The sequence below is a fragment of the bacterium genome, assembly GCA_040757115.1.
GTDB lineage: Bacteria > UBA9089 > CG2-30-40-21 > CG2-30-40-21 > SBAY01 > JBFLXS01.
In genome coordinates this window covers 1-17,529 of record JBFLYA010000072.1, presented here as the reverse complement: position 1 = coordinate 17,529, position 17,529 = coordinate 1, and the positions used below count along the sequence as shown (strand labels likewise).

The following is a 17,529-nucleotide window of genomic DNA, read 5'->3' as shown; positions in this document are numbered from 1 at the left end:
ACCCCTTTCTTGAAATGGAGAACAGCATATTGTCTCACTTGAGCTAAAATAAAAATAAGGACTTTATGCCCCTAAAACTAAAAAACTTGAACATCGAGTATTAGTTTCTATTAATTTCAATTTTTTTAATAATATCTCCCTATCTCCTTAATCTCCACATCTCCTTTTGTTACACCACCTGAACGCTTACCGTGAATTTTCTATGATTCCTTTCTCCTTTAATCTTTGCGTTCTTTGCGATTGATTTCTTTGCGTTCTTTGCGGTTGATTTCTTTGCGTTCTTTGCGGTTAAAAAAGGATAAATCACAAAGGGCACAAAGTAGTAACGCAAAGGACACAAAGGGAAAAAAATAGGTAAAGCATTTTTTATCAACTCAACTTCAAAGGATAAGTTGCAAAAAATCATCAGGCTTTTGAGCCTAATTTTGCCATCTTTGAGCAAAATAAACAGATTGATAAGGATAAAGAGAACTTTAGAAGTAGCATAAAATTTACGAAAGTCCAGTATAACATAAAAAAGGAAAAATGTCTAGAATTTTTTCTCCTTTAATATCAATGAGTTACAACACTTTAATAAAAATAGTTTAAGCAAAAATCATTCCGAACAGTATTGGGTATAAACCCTATTCCCAAAACCAAAAATCCCAAAAGCTTCTTCATTATTCCCTTAAGGCTTCTTCTATAACTGACTCAATCTCTTTTGGGCTTATGTCTTTTTTCTCTGGCTTAGCATAAACAAATAACAAAGTAATACAACTTTTTTCCCTATCAAGTAAATACAACAAGCGAAAGCCCCCACGCTTACCTTTAACCATATCGCTGCTTTTAACACGAAGTTTTCGCACTCCCTGCGTATTAGGTATCACTTTTCCTAAATCAGGGTAAATTAACAACACTTCAATTGCTGACTCCAAATCAGACCGAATGTGCTGATATTTCTTTTCCAGATGGTGAATACTACGCTTAAATGGTTTTGAAAACCGAATCTCAAATCTCATAAAGCTCTTTTCTCCAATCCGAAGATGGCTTACTATCTTCTTTTTCAACAGAATTTAAAAGCCTTTGGAATGCCTTAGAAGTTGATAGTAAAACATCCTCTGGTTCTTGCTCTTTTTCAAGAAGATTATCTACGAGTATCTTGAGCATTTGAAAGACCTTTACCTCTACAACAAAAGCCTTAGGGCAACCCTTTTCCAAAATAAGTGGAAATTCTCCTTCTAATGGATTTATTGCTTCAACACTTCTAATTCCCATTATAAACTCACCTCCATAAACTGATAGGAATTTGCTTTTTGGTGCATTTTGGATATTACCTTCACTTTTGCCCATTATGGGAATATTTCGACCTGTGAAATAGGAATATTTTGATTATGGTTAGTATAAGAAGGGGGATAAGGGGATAAAGGAGATATGGAGATATCAGTGCTATTCTTGTCCACTTTGCTAAAGAAAAGGCAGATTTTAGAAGAGTGGAATTAGAATAATATCCCCTTATCTCCTTAATCTCCCTATCTCCTTTTCTTACACCAAGCAGTGGAGTATAATTTTGTTTTCCCAGGTCGACCTATTTCACAGGTCGGAATATTTTACCAAAATCTTTCCCTATTGTCAACAAAAATTTTCCACCTGTATGGTTAGGATTAAGCTGCCAGTTTGAACTCTATATCACCTTGTTCAAACCATCTTTTAGCCTCATTGTTTCTTTTCATCGCAGTTATTGAAGCAAGACCTATTGAACCAGACTTAGACCAACTCATCCCATTATGTTTCTGTCTCTCTGACACAATAAGGTCATTCATTTTCTCACCTATATTGCTCGAATTACGAAATCCAGGTCTCTTCCTAACCGCATACGCATAACAGGGAATATCTCTCTTATTCCTCTCAATGTCCCCAACTAACTCTTCTATTGCCCCTTTGTTCTTGACCAGATTTTCATCTAAACTATTGTAACCGTTCAGCCACAGAGGCACATAGTTCACAGAGAATTAGAGAAATTAGCCACAAATGGACACGAATTAACCTGTGACATTCGATAAATGTAGTGCGAACCATTGCTTGCCAGAAGCGAGGCTAAAGTCTCGCACTACAAATCTTTTCGACCTGTGCGGTTAAATGTAAAATGGATAATGTAAAATGAGAAATGTCCAATGAAAATGTATAACTGAAAGGTAATGAGTCTTGCGAAGTACTAAAATTTCCCATTTTTCATTTCCTATTTTACATTTCACGTAACTATTCAGCATACCAAATACCAAGCAAGCAGGAAGTAGGAAGTAGGAAGTAGGAAAGGGGGAAAATACTTCATACTATTTTACTCTTAATTGATCTGCAATATTTGCTGAAATAGAAACAGCCGCTGTGCACATCTGTTGCACCAATCCATATTTTTCTTCAGTGGGGAAGTTTTTGGTTATTTCGTATGTTCTTATCACTAAATGATGGTTTTTTTGCCATACTACAAGTTGTCTAAATCATCTAACTTCTCATTCATTTTCATTTTCTTTCCCTTTCCTACTTCCCTACTCTCCTACTTTCCTACAGGGTGAATAGTTACCATTTCACATTTATTTTTCCTTTGCGTCTCTGCGATGAATTAGTCTAATCGCACAGGTGGATAAATTTTCTACCAATATATCGTTCCTACGGAACTGATTGATTTGTCTATCTATTCCTACCGATATTATGTTCCTAACGGAACGATTATTCTCATGCCTTATTTATGGGTATTATCCTATGTAAACTTCCAGTTAATAACCGCTCTAAATAAGTCTGCATAACTATTCAGCCACAGATGGACACAGATGAAACACTGAAAATTCGGGTGGTGTCTGAAAATAACTCTAATAGTGAAATCTATGCAGATTTGGTGTCCAAAAGGGATTTTCTCCAAAGAGCAAAATGCAAAACTCGTTTATAGTTTATGGTTTATGGTTTATAGTCCTTCAACTATCAACTATCAACTATCAACTCTAAACTATCAACTCTAAACTATCAACGGTTTTGGGTTTTACGCTTTTAGTTTTAAGTTTTTCAGAGAATTTGCAAATTTGCCAAAGTTCAGTAAAATTATCTCTTTCCTTTCAGCGTTAAAATACTTGAAGCAAAGATATTACCAAATTCCTCCAACTCTTTGAGAAACCCTGCTACTTCCTCTTTGAAATTTGATTTGTAATTTTGCATTTTGATATTTATATTTGATATTTAATATTTGATATTTGATATTTATTTGTTGTCTCCCTCAAATCCTATTTTGCAGAACCCTATACACTATTTTAACCTTTATGCTAGATTAAGACACCACCAAAATTCGTAATCCGTGTCCGTTTTCCGTGTCCGTAATTAGGGTGATGGCTGATGGCTGAAAATTCAGGTATAGTGCCTCGTGTCTCCTCTCCTTCTCCGTTTCTCCCTTTCTCCGTTTCCCCATTTCTCATCTGTCCTCTGCCTTCTGCCCTCTGCCCTCTGATTTCTGCTATTTATCCGTGCTCATCCGTGTCAATCAGTGGCTGAATAGTTACGAATAAAATTAATCATTCTGTATTATTTTGCGGATTTTTCCACTTAATGACGACATTAGTTTTTATTCCTAAATGGTCTAAAACCCTCGAAACAAGAAAATCAACTAAATCATTTATTGTTTTTGGGTGATGGTAAAAACCCGGGCAGGCAGGTAGGATTACAGCACCTGCCTGGACGAGTTCTAACATATTTCGCAGGTGGATGTAATTTAAAGGGGTTTCTCGTGGCACAAGAATAAATTTGCGTTGTTCTTTTAAAGCAACATCTGCGGTGCGTCCGATAAGATTATCTGATAACCCAGCCGCAATTCGGCTTAATGTCCCCATACTACAAGGAATAATCACAAATGCATCAAAATAATTTGAACCACTTATAAAATCAGGGCTTAAATCTTCATAATGAAAATAACTTATAGATTTTCCTTCTTTCCCCAGCAAATCTTCAGGTTTAAAATTTTTTAAATCTACTTTTAAATTTAACTCGTCTTCAATAGTAAGAATAGAATTTTTAGATAGAGTAAGAACAATCTCTATTTGCTTTTGTTGAACAAGTAATTCAAGTAATCTTTTCGCATAGATAATTCCACTTGCTCCGGTAATAGCAACAATTATCTTCATTTACAAACCCTTTTCATAGGTGAGTCCTATCTATCCTCATTTTAGCTTTGTTTCTGTAGATTTTCAATATAGTCTTTAACTTTATTATACCAGATTTCAAACTCCTCTTTTACTTTATCTTTTGGATAGTTTCCATCATAGAAATATTTTATATGTAAGGTGGATATATAATTTTCAAATTCTTTTTGATATGGATTAGGGAGTCTCTTTTTAAGTTCACCCCATCTCTTTTCATCAGTAGATAAATATACCCTTGAAGCAAATCTTACAGCATGAAATAAACTATTGAAAGCATTTCTGAAAAAGTGCTCTTTCCTTAATTTTTCTTTAATCTCTAATCCTAATTTCAGGATATCTTTCGCATTTTTCAATTCTGCTTTTGCTTCTTTATAGTTTGGCTTATTGGTATCCTTAGTCGCTTCCATTAAATACCTCCCATCCCCATATAAAATTTTATTAAAAACTAACACTGCATTAGCTAATCCATCTAATGACTCATCAATTCTATTGACTATAATATCAATCCAGTATGGGAAATTTAAGTTTGAAAGAGCATCTAAATAACCTCCGTAGCCCTTCTTTTTTTTAGTAAATATTAATAAGTCTAAATCTCTTGCATACTTAAGACCATAGACAGAACTTCCAAATTGTATGATTTCTACTATATCAGGGTCGTATTTAAGTAATAGAGACTTTATTTGATTAGAAAATTCTTTATTTAATTTCAAGTTATGATTCCTCTTTTTATTCTTGATTTATTTTATCACAGAATTAAAGGCTCTGTCAACTAAAAAATGATGAAAACAGGTAACCGTTCACCTCACCACTTACTGATTACCATCTCTCCCCAGATACTATCTATTTTTCTTTTTACTTCCTTTGACATCTTTATATCTTGCGGCCATTCTCTCATAAAACCTTCTTCTTTAGATTTTTTAGTAGCATCAATGCCGACTTTAGAGCCTAATCCTGGATAAGGAGCGGCATGATTTAAGGTATCAACAGGTCCCTCAACAAAGATAAAATCACGCTTGGGGTCAACATTATTTCCAATACGCCAGATAACCTCTTGCAAATTCTGGACATCTACATCTTCATCCAAAACAACAATTATTTTCGTGAACATCAATTGTCCTAATCCCCATAAACCATGCATTACCTTTTTGGCATGACCAGGGTAACTTTTTTTAATTGAGACAAAGGCTAAATTATGAAATACCCCTTCAATGGGTAAATTTATGTCTATTATTTCTGGGAATATGAGTTTTATCAAAGGTAAAAATATTCGTTCTGTGGCTTTAGCCATAAAACAATCTTCCATAGGTGGTTTACCAACAATGGTTGCTGGATAAATAGGATTTTTTCGATGTGTGATACAGGTCAGATGAAATACCGGATATTTTTCTGGAAGTGAGTAATAGCCTGTATGGTCACCAAAAGGTCCTTCAAGTCGCAATTCTTCCGTAGGGTCAACATAACCTTCTAAGACTATCTCTGAGTCAGCAGGAATTTCTAAATCAATTGTTTGACATTGGGTAATTTCTACAGGTTTTTTTCGTAAAAATCCAGCAAATAGCAATTCATCTATTTCTTCTGGTAAAGGGGCAGTGGCGGCATAAGTAATTGCCGGGTCACCACCTAAACAAACAGCAACAGGCATCTTTTCTCCGACTTCTTTATATAATTGAAAGTGTTTTGCCCCAACTTTATGTGGATGCCAATGCATACCTGTAGTCTTTGAATCATACACCTGCATTCTATACATCCCCAGATTACGGATACCTGTTCTGGGATTTTTAGTAATAACAATAGGCAGGGTAATAAACTTACCTCCATCTTCAGGCCAGCATTTTAATATAGGTAAAATGCTCAAATCAGGATTATCAATAATTATTTCTTTGCAAAGTCCTGCTGATACTTTCTTAGGAATGAATGAGGCAAATTGAGATACTTTAGGAATTAATTTAAGTTTATCTATTAAATTATCTGGAACTTCGGTATTTATAAGATTTTCAATCTCAGTAACTATTTTATTGAGATTTTCTACCCCTAAAGCCAATGCCATTCTTTCCATTGAGCCATAAGCATTTGTAACAACAGGAATTAAAGCCCCATCTACTTGCTCAAATAGTAACGCCGGCCCCTGATTTTTACAGAATCTATCTGTAATCTCGGTAATTTCTAATATAGGACTAACTTTACTCTTTATCCGTTTTAATTCTCCTATTCTTTCAAGTTCTTGTATAAATTCCTGAAAAGATTTATATGCCATTGTTAAAACCCTCTTATTCTTTTATCGACATTTAAACAAGAAATCTTTAGAGTGACTGCCTGTTGTCAAAATCGGTCAAGTAAAATTTTGTTGACAGAATATAACCTTTGTGATAAAATTAGAAGACAATAGACAGAATAGGGTTTCACTTAACCGTTCAGGGGGGTAATTTACCGCAGAGACGCAGAGGAACAGAGAAGACATAGAAATAAATTAGAGCACATAAAAGATTATTGATGCAGACATTGAAATACATAGCACATTGTAACCAGATTTATGAGTATCGTCCATAGTTTTTAATTTTTTCTCTGCGTCTCTGTGTCTCTGCGGTGAACAGTTACCTTTTCCCTTTATTACATCCTGAACACTTACAAAAGATGGAGGTTTTTGAATAATGGATAAATTAGCCAGGGCGATTGATAAATTTAAAGGTGTCAAAATATTAGTTATTGGCGATTTGATGATAGATGAATTTATCTACGGTAAAGTAGAGCGTATTTCACCTGAGGCGCCAGTGCCTGTGGTTGAGGTAACTTCAATCACCTATGCTCCAGGCGGAGCGGGAAATGTAATTAATAACATCTATTCATTAGGAGGGAAAATATATCCCACTGGTGTAATTGGAGATGACGGAACCGGGAAAAAATTACTTACAGATTTTAAAGCAAAAGGAATTGAAATTGATGGCGTAGTGATTGATAGCGAACGACCGACAACATTAAAATCAAGAATTATTGGTCATTCCCAACAAATAGTCAGGGTTGACCGCGAACAACGCTCTAATATCGATGAATGGGTTTGTAAACAAATATTGAGTTTTTGTAGAATGGTCATCGAAGATATTCAGAGTATTGTTATCTCTGATTATGGTAAAGGGGTCATTAATGCAAGATTGTTAGAAGAAATTATCCCTCTAACTAAAAAATATAATCTACCAATAATAGTTGACCCCAAAGAAAGTCATTTCCTGAGTTACAAAGGAATAACAGTAATCACCCCTAATCTTAAAGAGGCAGAAACTCTAACCCGTAAAAAAATAGTTGATGATGAATCTTTGATTAATGTTGGCAAAAGTATTTTAGCCCAATTAGAAGCTAAAGGAGTCCTTATCACCAGAGGCGAAGAAGGTATGACTCTATTTGAGCAAAATGGCGATGTGACGCATATCCCAACGATTGCTAAAGAGGTTTATGATGTTACGGGAGCTGGAGATACGGTTGTAGCGGTGATGGCAATGGCTTTAGGTGCAGGGTTGGATATGAAAACCTGTGCCAGATTATCTAATTGTGCTGCGGGAATCGTCGTCGAAAAAGTAGGCACCGCAACATTAAAAATAGATGAATTGCAGGAAAGAATTAAAAAACTTGACTAAAATTAAAACCCTTGAGGAATTAAAAAATATAATATCCGATCTAAAAAATCAGGACAAACAAATAGTTTTTACCAATGGCTGTTTTGATATTTTGCATTATGGTCATATAAAATACCTTGAAGAGGCAAAAACTTATGGTGATATTTTAATTGTTGCCATTAATAGTGATGAATCTATCAAAAAGATTAAGGGGGATACAAGACCTCTGATGCCTCAAGAAGATAGAGCCTATATCCTCTCTGCTTTATCTTGCGTTGATTATGTGCTTATATTTGAAGAGATTGACCCGGTCAGAATAATTTCGGAGTTAATTCCCGATGTATTAGTTAAAGGAGGTGATTATCAATTAAATGAAATAAAAGGTCGAGAAATTGTCACCTCTGCTGGTGGAAAAGTATTGACCATTCCAGAAATTAAAGGTAAATCAACCACTAATTTAATTCAAACGATTATTGAGAGATATAATAAGTAACTGGTAACTAATTACCGATAGGGTTCTGCAAAATAGGATTTGGGGGAGACAGCAAATAAATATTAAATATCAAAATGCAAAATTACAAATCAAATTTCAAAAAGGACTTCAAGAAAAGATTGTATAACTTCACTCTGCGACTTATAGAATTCATCGATAAGTTGCCAAAGGATAGTGTTTCTCAAAGAATTGGTGAGCAATAGGAAGTAGCATGGTTTCTCAAAGAGTTGGAGGAATCTGGTAATATCTTTGCTTCAAGTATCTTAACGCTGAAAGGAAAAAGATAATTTTACTGAACTTTGGCAAAGATAGTTGATAGTTTATAGTTGATAGTTGATAGTTGAAGGACTATAAACTATACACTATAAACTATACACTATAAACCCTAAACTATAAACTATACACTATAAACTATAAACGAGTTTTGCATTTTGATATTTGGAGGAATTTGATAAAAATAGAGGTTTTAAATACCCGCTTAAAAACTACAGTTTCTTAGTTTTGCAGAACTCTAAATTACCAAACAAATGGAGGTAAAAAAAATGAATATAAATGTTGTGCAACAACAATTAGCAACTCTGGGAACATTACTCGTGGGAATGTTACTGGGGATATTTTTAACAGCTCTCGTCAGTTGGATTATAAGTAGCAAATTAATGGATGTTTTGACTAAGAGTAAAAAAGCGATGAAGAAACTCATTGAGATATTAAAAAGGGATTTAATTAACAAACAACCTATCTCTGTCGCCAGAATATATCGACTTATTCGTTCCGTAGGCAGACAAAAAGGGGTAAAATTAACGATGTATATTCCTCCAGAAGTCCCGTTAGAAGATGTTGAACTTTCACTTAAAGAGGATGCGAAATTAGATTTACAACAAAAAGAAGAATGTATCTTACAGATTGAAAAGATATTAGAGGAAATGGCGAACCAGAAAAAACCAACAACAGTACCTATAGAATTATCGGAATTGATTAAATCATTAAAAGAGAAATTCCAGAAAGGCGCGTTAGATGAACTGGGTGAAGAACTGGTTAAATTACAACTCTGGTATGAAACAACAGACCTTGACAAAAAGGCAAGTAATTTTAGATTACGAGTAGTTGCGGGAGTAACATTATTACTTTTAGTCTGGATAATTACAGGAATAATAACCTTTTTCACCATATTCCCACAAGGTTATAATTGGTGGAGAGGATGGGTAATAGTCGTGTGTCCAGTGCTCGTCTTAACCCTATTTGCTTTAGGATATTTTAATATCTGGAAGGAACAGAAATAAAAGATGAAAATAGTGGGGATAATTCCCGCAAGATTTTCTTCAACAAGATTTCCCGGCAAACCATTGGCTAAAATATTAGATAAACCAATGATTCAATGGGTGTATGAAGGGGCGAAAAAATCTAAGACTTTAGAGGCATTAATTGTTGCCACTGACTCACAACAAATTTATGACAGGGTTAAAAACTTTGGCGGAGAGGTATTTTTGACCTTAAGAGAACATCAATCAGGAACTTCAAGAGTCGCGGAAGTCGCAGAACAACTTGATGTAGAAATTGTAGTTAATGTTCAAGGTGATGAACCTCTAATTTCACCTTCTGCGATTGATGAGGCAGTTAAACCTCTCCTGACCGACCCAACCATTTATATGACTACCCTTAAACACAAAGTAACAGACCAAACTGAATTATCTAATCCTAATGTCGTTAAAATAGTTACGGATAAAGATGATTTTGCCCTTTATTTCTCTCGCTCACCAATACCTTTTTTTAGACATCAATTTCATTATGAGAATTATAAACATATTGGACTTTATGTTTATCGCAAGGATTTTTTATTAAAATTAGTTCAACTACCAGCCACTCCCCTTGAACAAACAGAAGGATTAGAACAATTACGGGTATTAGAAAATGGATATAAAATTAAGGTAGTTGAAACTGAATATTTATCAATAGGAGTGGATACTGAAGATGATTTAGAGAAGGTAAGAAAACAGGTAATCAGTAATTGGTAATCAGGGAAGAGGTAATATGACAAAATTTATCTTTATCACCGGTGGTGTTGTCTCATCTTTAGGTAAAGGCATTGCCGCCGCATCTATTGGACATATATTAGAAAACAAAGGACTAAAAATCCGAATGCAAAAACTTGACCCATACATAAATGTTGACCCCGGCACAATGAGCCCTTATCAACATGGTGAGGTCTATGTTACGGATGATGGAGCAGAAACAGACCTTGATTTAGGACATTATGAGCGATTTACTAACTCAATTATCAATAAAGAAAGCAATATCACTGCCGGAATGGTTTATTATTCAGTCATAACTAAAGAAAGAAAGGGCGATTATCTTGGCAAGACTGTCCAGGTAATTCCACATATCACTGACGAGATTAAAGCGGGAATATTAAAACTATCCAAAGATGATGTGGATGTAGTTATTGGTGAAATTGGTGGAACAGTTGGGGATTTTGAAGGATTACCTTTTTTGGAGGCAATTAGACAATTCCGTAAAGATGTTGGCAAAGAAAATGTCCTTTATATCCACCTTACTTTAGTCCCATTTATAAGTGTCTCAAACGAAATTAAAACCAAACCTACTCAACATTCAGTTATGAAACTTCGTGAGATTGGTATTGCTCCGGATATTATTCTATGTCGAACGCAAAAACCCCTACTATCAGAACTCAAGGATAAAATTGCCTTATTTTGCGATGTGGATAAAGAGGCAATAATTGATGCCTATGATGTCAGTAGTGTTTATGAGGTCCCATTAATATTTAAAAAACAGGGGCTGGATAAGATTATTATAAAATTATTGAATCTTTCCCCGCCTTATGAATCCATCCCTCAAGAAGAACAATGGAATAAGGTAATCAATATTATTAAAAGTCCCGATTCGTCGGTTAATATCGCTGTGGTTGGAAAATATATCCAGCTTCAAGATGCCTACAAAAGCATTGTTGAGGCACTAATTCATGGTGGTGTTCCTCATCAAGTGAAGGTTCATATTAAATGGGTTGATTCAGAAGAACTTAACACCCAAAAAAAGATAGATAAAGCATTTAAAGATGTCAATGGGATATTAGTTCCTGGAGGTTTTGGATATCGAGGGATTGAGGGAAAGATTGAAGCAGTTTCTTATGCGAGAAAGAATAAAATACCATTTTTGGGAATATGTTTAGGGTTACAATGTGCGGTGATAGAATTAGCAAGAAATCTTGCTGGACTAAAAAATGCCAATAGCTCAGAGATTGACCCCAATACACCGCATCCGGTCATCGATTTAATGGAAATACAAAAAAACACAAAAGAGAAGGGTGGCACAATGCGTTTGGGACGATATCCGGCTAAACTTGGACACGGTTCTTTTGCTCATAAAGCCTATGGTGAAAAGATAATCTCCGAACGACACAGACATAGATATGAGGTAAATAATAAATATCGAAAAATACTATTAAAACATAATGTTATTTTTAGTGGGCTATCGTTAGATGATAATTTAGTTGAGATAATTGAGTTAAAAAACCACCCGTGGTTTGTTGCCACTCAATTTCATCCTGAATTCAAATCTAAACCGACCAATCCTCATCCATTATTTAGAGATTTTATTGGGGCAAGTTTAAAGGAAAGTAAGGAAGAGTAACAGTTCAGGTAATCCTTTACCGCAGAGACGCAAGAGTTCGCAGAGAGGAAAATATCTTTTTTTGTAACCGTTCAGGATATAGCCACAGAGTCACAGAGAACACAGAGGAAATATATAACCACGAATGAACACGAATAATAAAAAGATTCGACCTGTGCGGTTAAATGTAAAATGGATAATGTAAAATGAAAAATGAAAGTGTATAACTGAAAGGTAATGAATCTTGCGAAGTACTAAAATTTCCCATTTTTCATTTCCTATTTTACATTTGACATTATATTTTTCCTTTGTGTCTCTGCGATGAATTAGTCTAATCGCACAGGTGGAAAAGATTTGTAGTGCGAGACTTTAGCCTCGCTTCTGGCAAGCAGGAAAACGAACCTAAAGGTTCGCACTACATTTATCGAATGGCACAGGTTAATTCGTGTCCATTTATAGCTAATTTCTCTAATTCTCTGTGAACTCTGTGCCTCTGTGGCTGAACGGTTACCTTTTTTTTCGTGTTTTTCGCGTTTTTCGGTGTTTAAAAAGGCTTAAAAACAGTTAGTCAAAAGTAAGTATTAAAAGATTAATAAACAACGAAAGACCCGAAATGCACACAAAAAAAGGAAATTTCTGTCTCTGGTGAATAAATTTTAATTTTTTCTCTGCGTCTCTGTATCTCTGCGGTGAACGGTTACAAAAATTGATGGACATCCCTTTCTATTCATAGAATTACTCTATCAAATTTCCGTGCTTCATAATTTCTGTATTTCCGTGGTTCTTTTGAAAATCAGATTAATCCTCTCACTTTACTAACCTCTTACTTCAGAAAATTTTTTAAATTGACAAATAATAACTATTTTTGTATAATTAACTTACTGGCTAACCATCATATAATTCTACGGGTTTACGGGACACGAGTTACGATTTATACTCAAAGAAAACAGGTTTGCAAAAACTTTCTTGAAAGGATTCAAGGGATCCAGGGGTCGAGTGAACATCTTATTTTTCACCTCCCTTGAATCCTTGACCCCTTGAATCCTTGATCCCTTTTTAGAGCAAAATATTTGCAAACTCAATTTATTTGGGTATAGAGTCTATAGTCTTGTGTCTGATGTCCAGTGTCTGAATCACAGTTACAGGTTATATGCTGATAAGGAGTGAACAATGGATGTATCTGTAATTATGCCCTGCTTGAATGAGAAAGATACTATCGGAATTTGTATTAAAAAGGCACTAAAATCCTTTAAAGATGAAGGTGTAGAAGGAGAGGTGATTGTCGTTGATAACGGCTCTACGGATAATTCAGATAATATCGCTAAATCACTTGGTGCTAAGGTAGTATATCAACCTATAAAAGGTTATGGTAGTGCCTATCTGATGGGTTTGGAAGAGGCTAATGGAAAATATATCATTATGGCTGACGCCGATAATACCTATGATTTGCAAGAAATAGGTAAATTTTTAATCCCGCTCAGAGAAGGATATGAGTTTTGTATTGGTAGTCGATTTAAAGGTAAAATCTTAACCGGGGCTATGCCCTGGTTACATCGATATATCGGTAATCCAATACTTACAGGGATTTTAAACTTATTTTTTCATGGCAAAATATCGGATGCTCATTGTGGTATGCGAGCGGTAACTAAAGAGGCATATAAAAAAATGAACCTTAAAACTATCGGTATGGAATTTGCCTCTGAAATGGTCATTAAGGCATTGAAACTTAAACTTAAAATTAAAGAACTACCCATCACCTATCATCCACGAGAAGGAGAATCAAAACTTGCCTCATTTAAAGATGGCTGGCGACATCTCAGGTTTATGCTGTTGTATTCCCCTACCTATTTATTTTTAATACCAGGTATAATCCTATTCTTTATTGGATTAGTCTTTTTACTTGTCTTACTCCCGGGACCACTCAAAATAGGAAATCTACATTTTGATATTCATTATATGGTGTTAGGTAGCCTGTTGGCTATTCTGGGCTTTCAAATTGTTAATCTTGGATTGTATGCTAAAAGCTACTCTCTAACTGAACATTTTGAAGAAAGCGATAGATTTATCGAATGGTTTTCACATTATTTCAATTTAGAAAGAGGGTTAATTATTGGTGCATTAGTTACCTTATTAGGATTAGGGATAAATGTTTATATCTTAATTCGATGGATAGCAGGCAATTTTGGTCCGTTAAGTGAGGTGCGAACTGGCTTAGTCGCTTTAACTTTTATAGTCATTGGCATTCAAGTCATATTTTCATCATTCTTTTTGAGTATCTTAGGAATCAGGAAAAAGGTAACCGTTTAGGTAATCCTTTACCGCAGAGACGCAGAGAAACAGAGAGGAAAATATCTTTTTTTTCGTGTTTTTCGCGTTTTTCGGTGTTTAAAAAGGCTTAAAAACAGTTAGTCAAAAGTAAGTATTAAAAGATTAATAAACAGGGAAAGACCCGAAATGCACAAAAAAAGGAAATTTCTGTCTCTGGTGAATAGATTTTAATTTTTTCTCTGCGTCTCTGTGTCTCTACGGTGAACGGTTACAGATTTTCTCTCTACTCTCTACTTTCTACTCTCTACTTCCTATTTTCAGGAGAACAATATGGACCAGTTAACACCTATGATGCGGCAATATTTGCAAATTAAACAGCAAATGAAGGATACTATTTTATTCTTTCGACTGGGTGATTTTTATGAGATGTTTTTTGATGATGCAAAGATTGCCTCTAAAATATTGGGGATTACACTAACATCAAGAGGGACGATAAAAGGTGATAAAGTACCTTTAGCCGGTGTGCCTTATCATTCTGCCGATGGCTATATTTCAAGGCTAATAAAGGCAGGCAAAAAAGTAGCTATCTGTGAACAAGTAGAAGACCCTAAATTAGCTAAAGGCATAGTTAAACGGGAAATAATCCGAACTATTACTCCAGGAACAGTGCTTAATCCATCATTACTTGAAGATAAAGTTCATAACTACTTAGCCGCTATCAATAAAAATAATAATAAAATTGGTTTTTCGTTTATCGACCCTTCTACTGGCGAATTCAAAGTAACAGAGTTATCCAACCCAACAGAATTATTCATTGAATTAACCCGAATTAACCCTCAAGAATGCCTTATTCCACTTTCATTACAGGAAGATGAATTGGTAACCCAATTAGCCACTACTATTACCTTTCAGGATGATTGGATATTTAGTCATTCAACCGGATTTAATACCTTATGTGAGCTTTTTGGCACCTCATCCCTTGATGGATTTGGTTGTGAAAACCTTCATATAGGAATTGGGGCTTCTGGTGCTATTATTCATTATCTTAAGGAAACTCAACGCTCTGGACTAACCTATGTCAATAAACTTACACCTTACACTACCTCTGATTTTATGATATTAGATGCCGCTACATTAAGAAATTTAGAATTAACCAGAACCATCCGTAGTGGTGAAAAGACAGGTTCGCTTATCTGGGTTTTAGATAAGACTATTACCGCCATGGGCGGCAGATTACTTCGAGAATGGATACAGCAACCCTTGATAAGTGTAGAAAAAATAACATATCGCCAACAGGGTATTGGTGAATTTGTCGCCTCTCCTACCCTTCGAGATGAATTATTTTCTCTCCTGAAAAATATCCACGACATCGAACGACTCATTAGCAGATTAGATACCAATTTAGCCAATGCCCGCGACCTGGTCGCTTTAAAAGAATCACTGAAAATAACCCCGAAGATAAGAGATATATTAAAGCCATTTAATTCCAGAATTATAAAGGAGATAGAAGAAAATTTAGAGGATTTAAGTGATGTAACCGAATTAATTGAAAAGGTGATAGTTGACTCACCACCACTTTCTTTACGAGATGGTGGCTTAATCAAAGAAGGGTATTTTCAAGAATTGGATGAGTTACGAAATATCAGTAAAGATGCAAAAAACTGGCTGGTTAGACTTCAGCAAGAAGAGATTAAACGCACGAAGATTAATTCCTTGAAGGTAGGGTATAATAAGGTTTTTGGCTATTACATTGAGGTAACTAAACCTAATTTAGCTCTTGTGCCTCAAGATTATATCCGCAAACAGACTCTAACTAATGCCGAAAGGTTCATTACTCCACAATTAAAGGAATGGGAGGTGAAAATCCTGAATGCTCAAGATAAAATTGTCGAAATTGAGTATGAAATATTTTTAAAGGTTCGGACACAAATAATCACTGAGGTAAAACGCATTCAAAAGGTAGCCAATGCCATTGCCTTGTTAGATGTTATTTTATCCCTTTCACAGGTAGCCGTTGAGAATGATTATATCCAGCCAGAGGTTAATAATGAAAATATCATTTCAATTAAAGATGGCAGACATCCAGTTGTAGAAAAGGTATTGGTTGGTGAACGGTTTGTGCCAAATGATACCTTTATTGACGCCAATACAGAACAAATTTTAATTATTACCGGACCAAATATGGCTGGAAAATCAACCTATATTCGTCAGGTAGCATTGATTGTTTTAATAGCACAAATGGGTAGTTTTATTCCTGCCTCTTCGGCTACCATTGGTATTGTTGACCGTATCTTTACTCGAGTTGGCGCCTCGGATGAATTGGTTAAAGGACAAAGCACATTTATGGTGGAGATGATTGAAACGGCCAATATCTTGAATAATTCTACACCTAAAAGCCTGCTTATTTTAGACGAGGTAGGTCGGGGAACAAGCACTTTTGACGGAGTCAGTATTGCCTGGGCAGTGGCTGAGTATCTTCATAATAACCCTCGCCTTCAGGCACGAACACTATTTGCTACCCATTACCATGAATTGACTGAGTTAGAATTTTCGTTGGAAAGGATAAAAAATTACAATATCGCGGTTAAAGAATGGAATGACAAAATAATATTTTTACGAAAGATAATTAAAGGCGGAACAGACAGAAGTTATGGTATCCATGTTGCCCAACTGGCAGGCTTACCTCCAGAAGTCATAAAAAGGGCCACCGCGATATTGAGTAGTCTTGAGATGAGTAATATTGGTGAGGAAACAGCGGTATCATCAATTAAACACCAACCTGTGCAATTAACCCTTTTTGAGCCTCAATCCCATAGGGTGGTTGAGGAATTGAAGGAGATTGATTTAGACAGGTTAACTCCCCTTGAAGCGATGAATAAGTTGAATGAACTTAAGAAAATGGTGGAATGATAAAGGCAAGATAAAAACAACTTCAGATTTAATACATCAATAATCTCATCAGGCAGGTATGCAGAAAAACACTACATACCTGCCTGTTTTTTTTGGGAGTTGAACTAAGGTGTATAGGTGCATGTTTCAATGTCAGAATCTAAATGGTCACCAGTAATTGAGTCTAATATCCTTCCGCCTATTTCAATATTCATTAGAGGTAAATTTGCTGGAAAGGTATAGTTGAATAAATTTACAATCCCTGAATCAAAATTAGGTGGTAGTATAATATTAGAGAGATTTAGTAATGACGTCAGCATTATCACTTCTTGATTGTTGCTATTTACAACCTTAAGCCATGCTTTAATCCTGAAATCGGCAAGTAGGCTAACCAGAATAGCGTTAACCCTTTGATATATCAGTAGTTAATCTGTTAAAAAATCTGTAGATTTTTTAACAGAAATGATTGAGATTGGCCTCCTTCTATGCTATA

General features: G+C 35.2%; 17 protein-coding genes and 1 pseudogene. 9 read left to right on the top strand and 9 right to left on the bottom strand.

Annotated elements, in window-relative coordinates; translation table 11 throughout:
• Positions 1 to 659: 659 nt before the first annotated feature.
• The 4 genes and pseudogenes from AB1422_08310 to AB1422_08295 form a co-directional block, all read right to left on the bottom strand.
• Positions 660 to 998, bottom strand: a complete 339-nt coding sequence (locus AB1422_08310; protein ID MEW6619321.1) for a type II toxin-antitoxin system RelE/ParE family toxin — start codon at positions 996 to 998, stop codon at positions 660 to 662.
• Entirely contained in the window at positions 988 to 1,254 is a 267-nt protein-coding gene (locus AB1422_08305; protein MEW6619320.1) for a hypothetical protein, read from the bottom strand. The genes AB1422_08310 and AB1422_08305 overlap by 11 nt, the downstream gene beginning before the upstream one ends.
• Before the next feature lie 386 nt (positions 1,255 to 1,640).
• Complete coding sequence (locus AB1422_08300) at positions 1,641 to 1,982, bottom strand: hypothetical protein (protein MEW6619319.1); 342 nt, start codon at positions 1,980 to 1,982, stop codon at positions 1,641 to 1,643.
• A gap of 327 nt (positions 1,983 to 2,309) precedes the next feature.
• Positions 2,310 to 2,459: pseudogene (locus tag AB1422_08295) on the bottom strand (four helix bundle protein).
• A 399-nt stretch (positions 2,460 to 2,858) separates the two neighbouring features.
• Between AB1422_08295 and AB1422_08290 the strand changes: the two are divergent.
• The gene (locus AB1422_08290) at positions 2,859 to 2,990 is read left to right on the top strand and encodes a hypothetical protein (GenBank protein ID MEW6619318.1); all 132 of its coding nucleotides are present in this window, start codon (positions 2,859 to 2,861) and stop codon (positions 2,988 to 2,990) included.
• Positions 2,991 to 3,287: 297 nt separating this feature from the next.
• Here the strand turns inward: AB1422_08290 and AB1422_08285 are convergent, their stop codons facing one another.
• From AB1422_08285 to AB1422_08270, 4 genes are all read right to left on the bottom strand, one after another.
• Positions 3,288 to 3,437, bottom strand: a complete 150-nt coding sequence (locus tag AB1422_08285; GenBank protein MEW6619317.1) for a hypothetical protein — start codon at positions 3,435 to 3,437, stop codon at positions 3,288 to 3,290.
• A gap of 96 nt (positions 3,438 to 3,533) precedes the next feature.
• The gene (locus AB1422_08280) at positions 3,534 to 4,139 is read right to left on the bottom strand and encodes a flavin prenyltransferase UbiX (GenBank protein MEW6619316.1); all 606 of its coding nucleotides are present in this window, start codon (positions 4,137 to 4,139) and stop codon (positions 3,534 to 3,536) included.
• A 41-nt stretch (positions 4,140 to 4,180) separates the two neighbouring features.
• Complete coding sequence (locus AB1422_08275; GenBank protein ID MEW6619315.1) at positions 4,181 to 4,867, bottom strand: hypothetical protein; 687 nt, start codon at positions 4,865 to 4,867, stop codon at positions 4,181 to 4,183.
• Positions 4,868 to 4,959: 92 nt separating this feature from the next.
• Positions 4,960 to 6,411, bottom strand: a complete 1,452-nt coding sequence (locus AB1422_08270) for a menaquinone biosynthesis decarboxylase (protein MEW6619314.1) — start codon at positions 6,409 to 6,411, stop codon at positions 4,960 to 4,962.
• 394 nt (positions 6,412 to 6,805) lie between these two features.
• Between AB1422_08270 and rfaE1 the strand changes: the two genes are divergently transcribed.
• From rfaE1 to mutS, 8 genes are all read left to right on the top strand, one after another.
• Positions 6,806 to 7,783: a D-glycero-beta-D-manno-heptose-7-phosphate kinase gene (rfaE1, locus tag AB1422_08265; protein MEW6619313.1), complete on the top strand. Its 978-nt coding sequence runs from the start codon at positions 6,806 to 6,808 to the stop codon at positions 7,781 to 7,783.
• The gene (rfaE2, locus tag AB1422_08260; GenBank protein ID MEW6619312.1) at positions 7,776 to 8,255 is read left to right on the top strand and encodes a D-glycero-beta-D-manno-heptose 1-phosphate adenylyltransferase; all 480 of its coding nucleotides are present in this window, start codon (positions 7,776 to 7,778) and stop codon (positions 8,253 to 8,255) included. Before rfaE1 ends, rfaE2 begins: the two co-directional genes overlap by 8 nt.
• 74 nt (positions 8,256 to 8,329) lie before the next feature.
• A complete protein-coding gene (locus AB1422_08255) occupies positions 8,330 to 8,458 on the top strand; it encodes a hypothetical protein (protein ID MEW6619311.1) in 129 nt (42 codons plus the stop codon).
• Positions 8,459 to 8,797: 339 nt separating this feature from the next.
• Positions 8,798 to 9,535 carry a hypothetical protein gene (locus tag AB1422_08250; protein ID MEW6619310.1) on the top strand — a complete coding sequence of 246 codons (738 nt, stop codon included), beginning with the start codon at positions 8,798 to 8,800 and terminating at the stop codon, positions 9,533 to 9,535.
• A 3-nt stretch (positions 9,536 to 9,538) separates the two neighbouring features.
• The gene (gene kdsB, locus AB1422_08245; GenBank protein ID MEW6619309.1) at positions 9,539 to 10,267 is read left to right on the top strand and encodes a 3-deoxy-manno-octulosonate cytidylyltransferase; all 729 of its coding nucleotides are present in this window, start codon (positions 9,539 to 9,541) and stop codon (positions 10,265 to 10,267) included.
• Positions 10,268 to 10,283: 16 nt separating this feature from the next.
• Positions 10,284 to 11,900 (top strand): CTP synthase, encoded by a 1,617-nt coding sequence (locus AB1422_08240; GenBank protein MEW6619308.1) that lies wholly within the window; start codon positions 10,284 to 10,286, stop codon positions 11,898 to 11,900.
• A gap of 1,149 nt (positions 11,901 to 13,049) precedes the next feature.
• Entirely contained in the window at positions 13,050 to 14,186 is a 1,137-nt protein-coding gene (locus tag AB1422_08235; GenBank protein ID MEW6619307.1) for a glycosyltransferase family 2 protein, read from the top strand.
• 291 nt (positions 14,187 to 14,477) lie between these two features.
• Entirely contained in the window at positions 14,478 to 17,057 is a 2,580-nt protein-coding gene (gene mutS / locus AB1422_08230) for a DNA mismatch repair protein MutS (protein ID MEW6619306.1), read from the top strand.
• 104 nt (positions 17,058 to 17,161) lie between these two features.
• Here mutS and AB1422_08225 read toward each other — a convergent pair whose 3' ends face one another.
• Positions 17,162 to 17,356 (bottom strand): hypothetical protein, encoded by a 195-nt coding sequence (locus AB1422_08225; GenBank protein MEW6619305.1) that lies wholly within the window; start codon positions 17,354 to 17,356, stop codon positions 17,162 to 17,164.
• Between the last annotated feature and the right edge of the window lie 173 nt (positions 17,357 to 17,529).

Bases quoted from the DNA above. Each gene is read 5' to 3' on its own strand.
- AB1422_08310 (MEW6619321.1), bottom strand. From the start codon at position 998: ATGAGATTTGAGATTCGGTTTTCAAAACCATTTAAGCGTAGTATTCAC.
- mutS (MEW6619306.1), top strand. From the start codon at position 14,478: ATGGACCAGTTAACACCTATGATGCGGCAATATTTGCAAATTAAACAG.
- AB1422_08225 (MEW6619305.1), bottom strand. From the start codon at position 17,356: ATGCTGACGTCATTACTAAATCTCTCTAATATTATACTACCACCTAAT.
- AB1422_08270 (MEW6619314.1), bottom strand. From the start codon at position 6,411: ATGGCATATAAATCTTTTCAGGAATTTATACAAGAACTTGAAAGAATA.
- AB1422_08255 (MEW6619311.1), top strand. From the start codon at position 8,330: ATGCAAAATTACAAATCAAATTTCAAAAAGGACTTCAAGAAAAGATTG.
- AB1422_08305 (MEW6619320.1), bottom strand. From the start codon at position 1,254: ATGGGAATTAGAAGTGTTGAAGCAATAAATCCATTAGAAGGAGAATTT.
- AB1422_08290 (MEW6619318.1), top strand. From the start codon at position 2,859: ATGCAGATTTGGTGTCCAAAAGGGATTTTCTCCAAAGAGCAAAATGCA.
- AB1422_08235 (MEW6619307.1), top strand. From the start codon at position 13,050: ATGGATGTATCTGTAATTATGCCCTGCTTGAATGAGAAAGATACTATC.
- AB1422_08285 (MEW6619317.1), bottom strand. From the start codon at position 3,437: ATGAGAAATGGGGAAACGGAGAAAGGGAGAAACGGAGAAGGAGAGGAG.
- kdsB (MEW6619309.1), top strand. From the start codon at position 9,539: ATGAAAATAGTGGGGATAATTCCCGCAAGATTTTCTTCAACAAGATTT.
- rfaE1 (MEW6619313.1), top strand. From the start codon at position 6,806: ATGGATAAATTAGCCAGGGCGATTGATAAATTTAAAGGTGTCAAAATA.
- AB1422_08280 (MEW6619316.1), bottom strand. From the start codon at position 4,139: ATGAAGATAATTGTTGCTATTACCGGAGCAAGTGGAATTATCTATGCG.
- AB1422_08240 (MEW6619308.1), top strand. From the start codon at position 10,284: ATGACAAAATTTATCTTTATCACCGGTGGTGTTGTCTCATCTTTAGGT.
- AB1422_08250 (MEW6619310.1), top strand. From the start codon at position 8,798: ATGAATATAAATGTTGTGCAACAACAATTAGCAACTCTGGGAACATTA.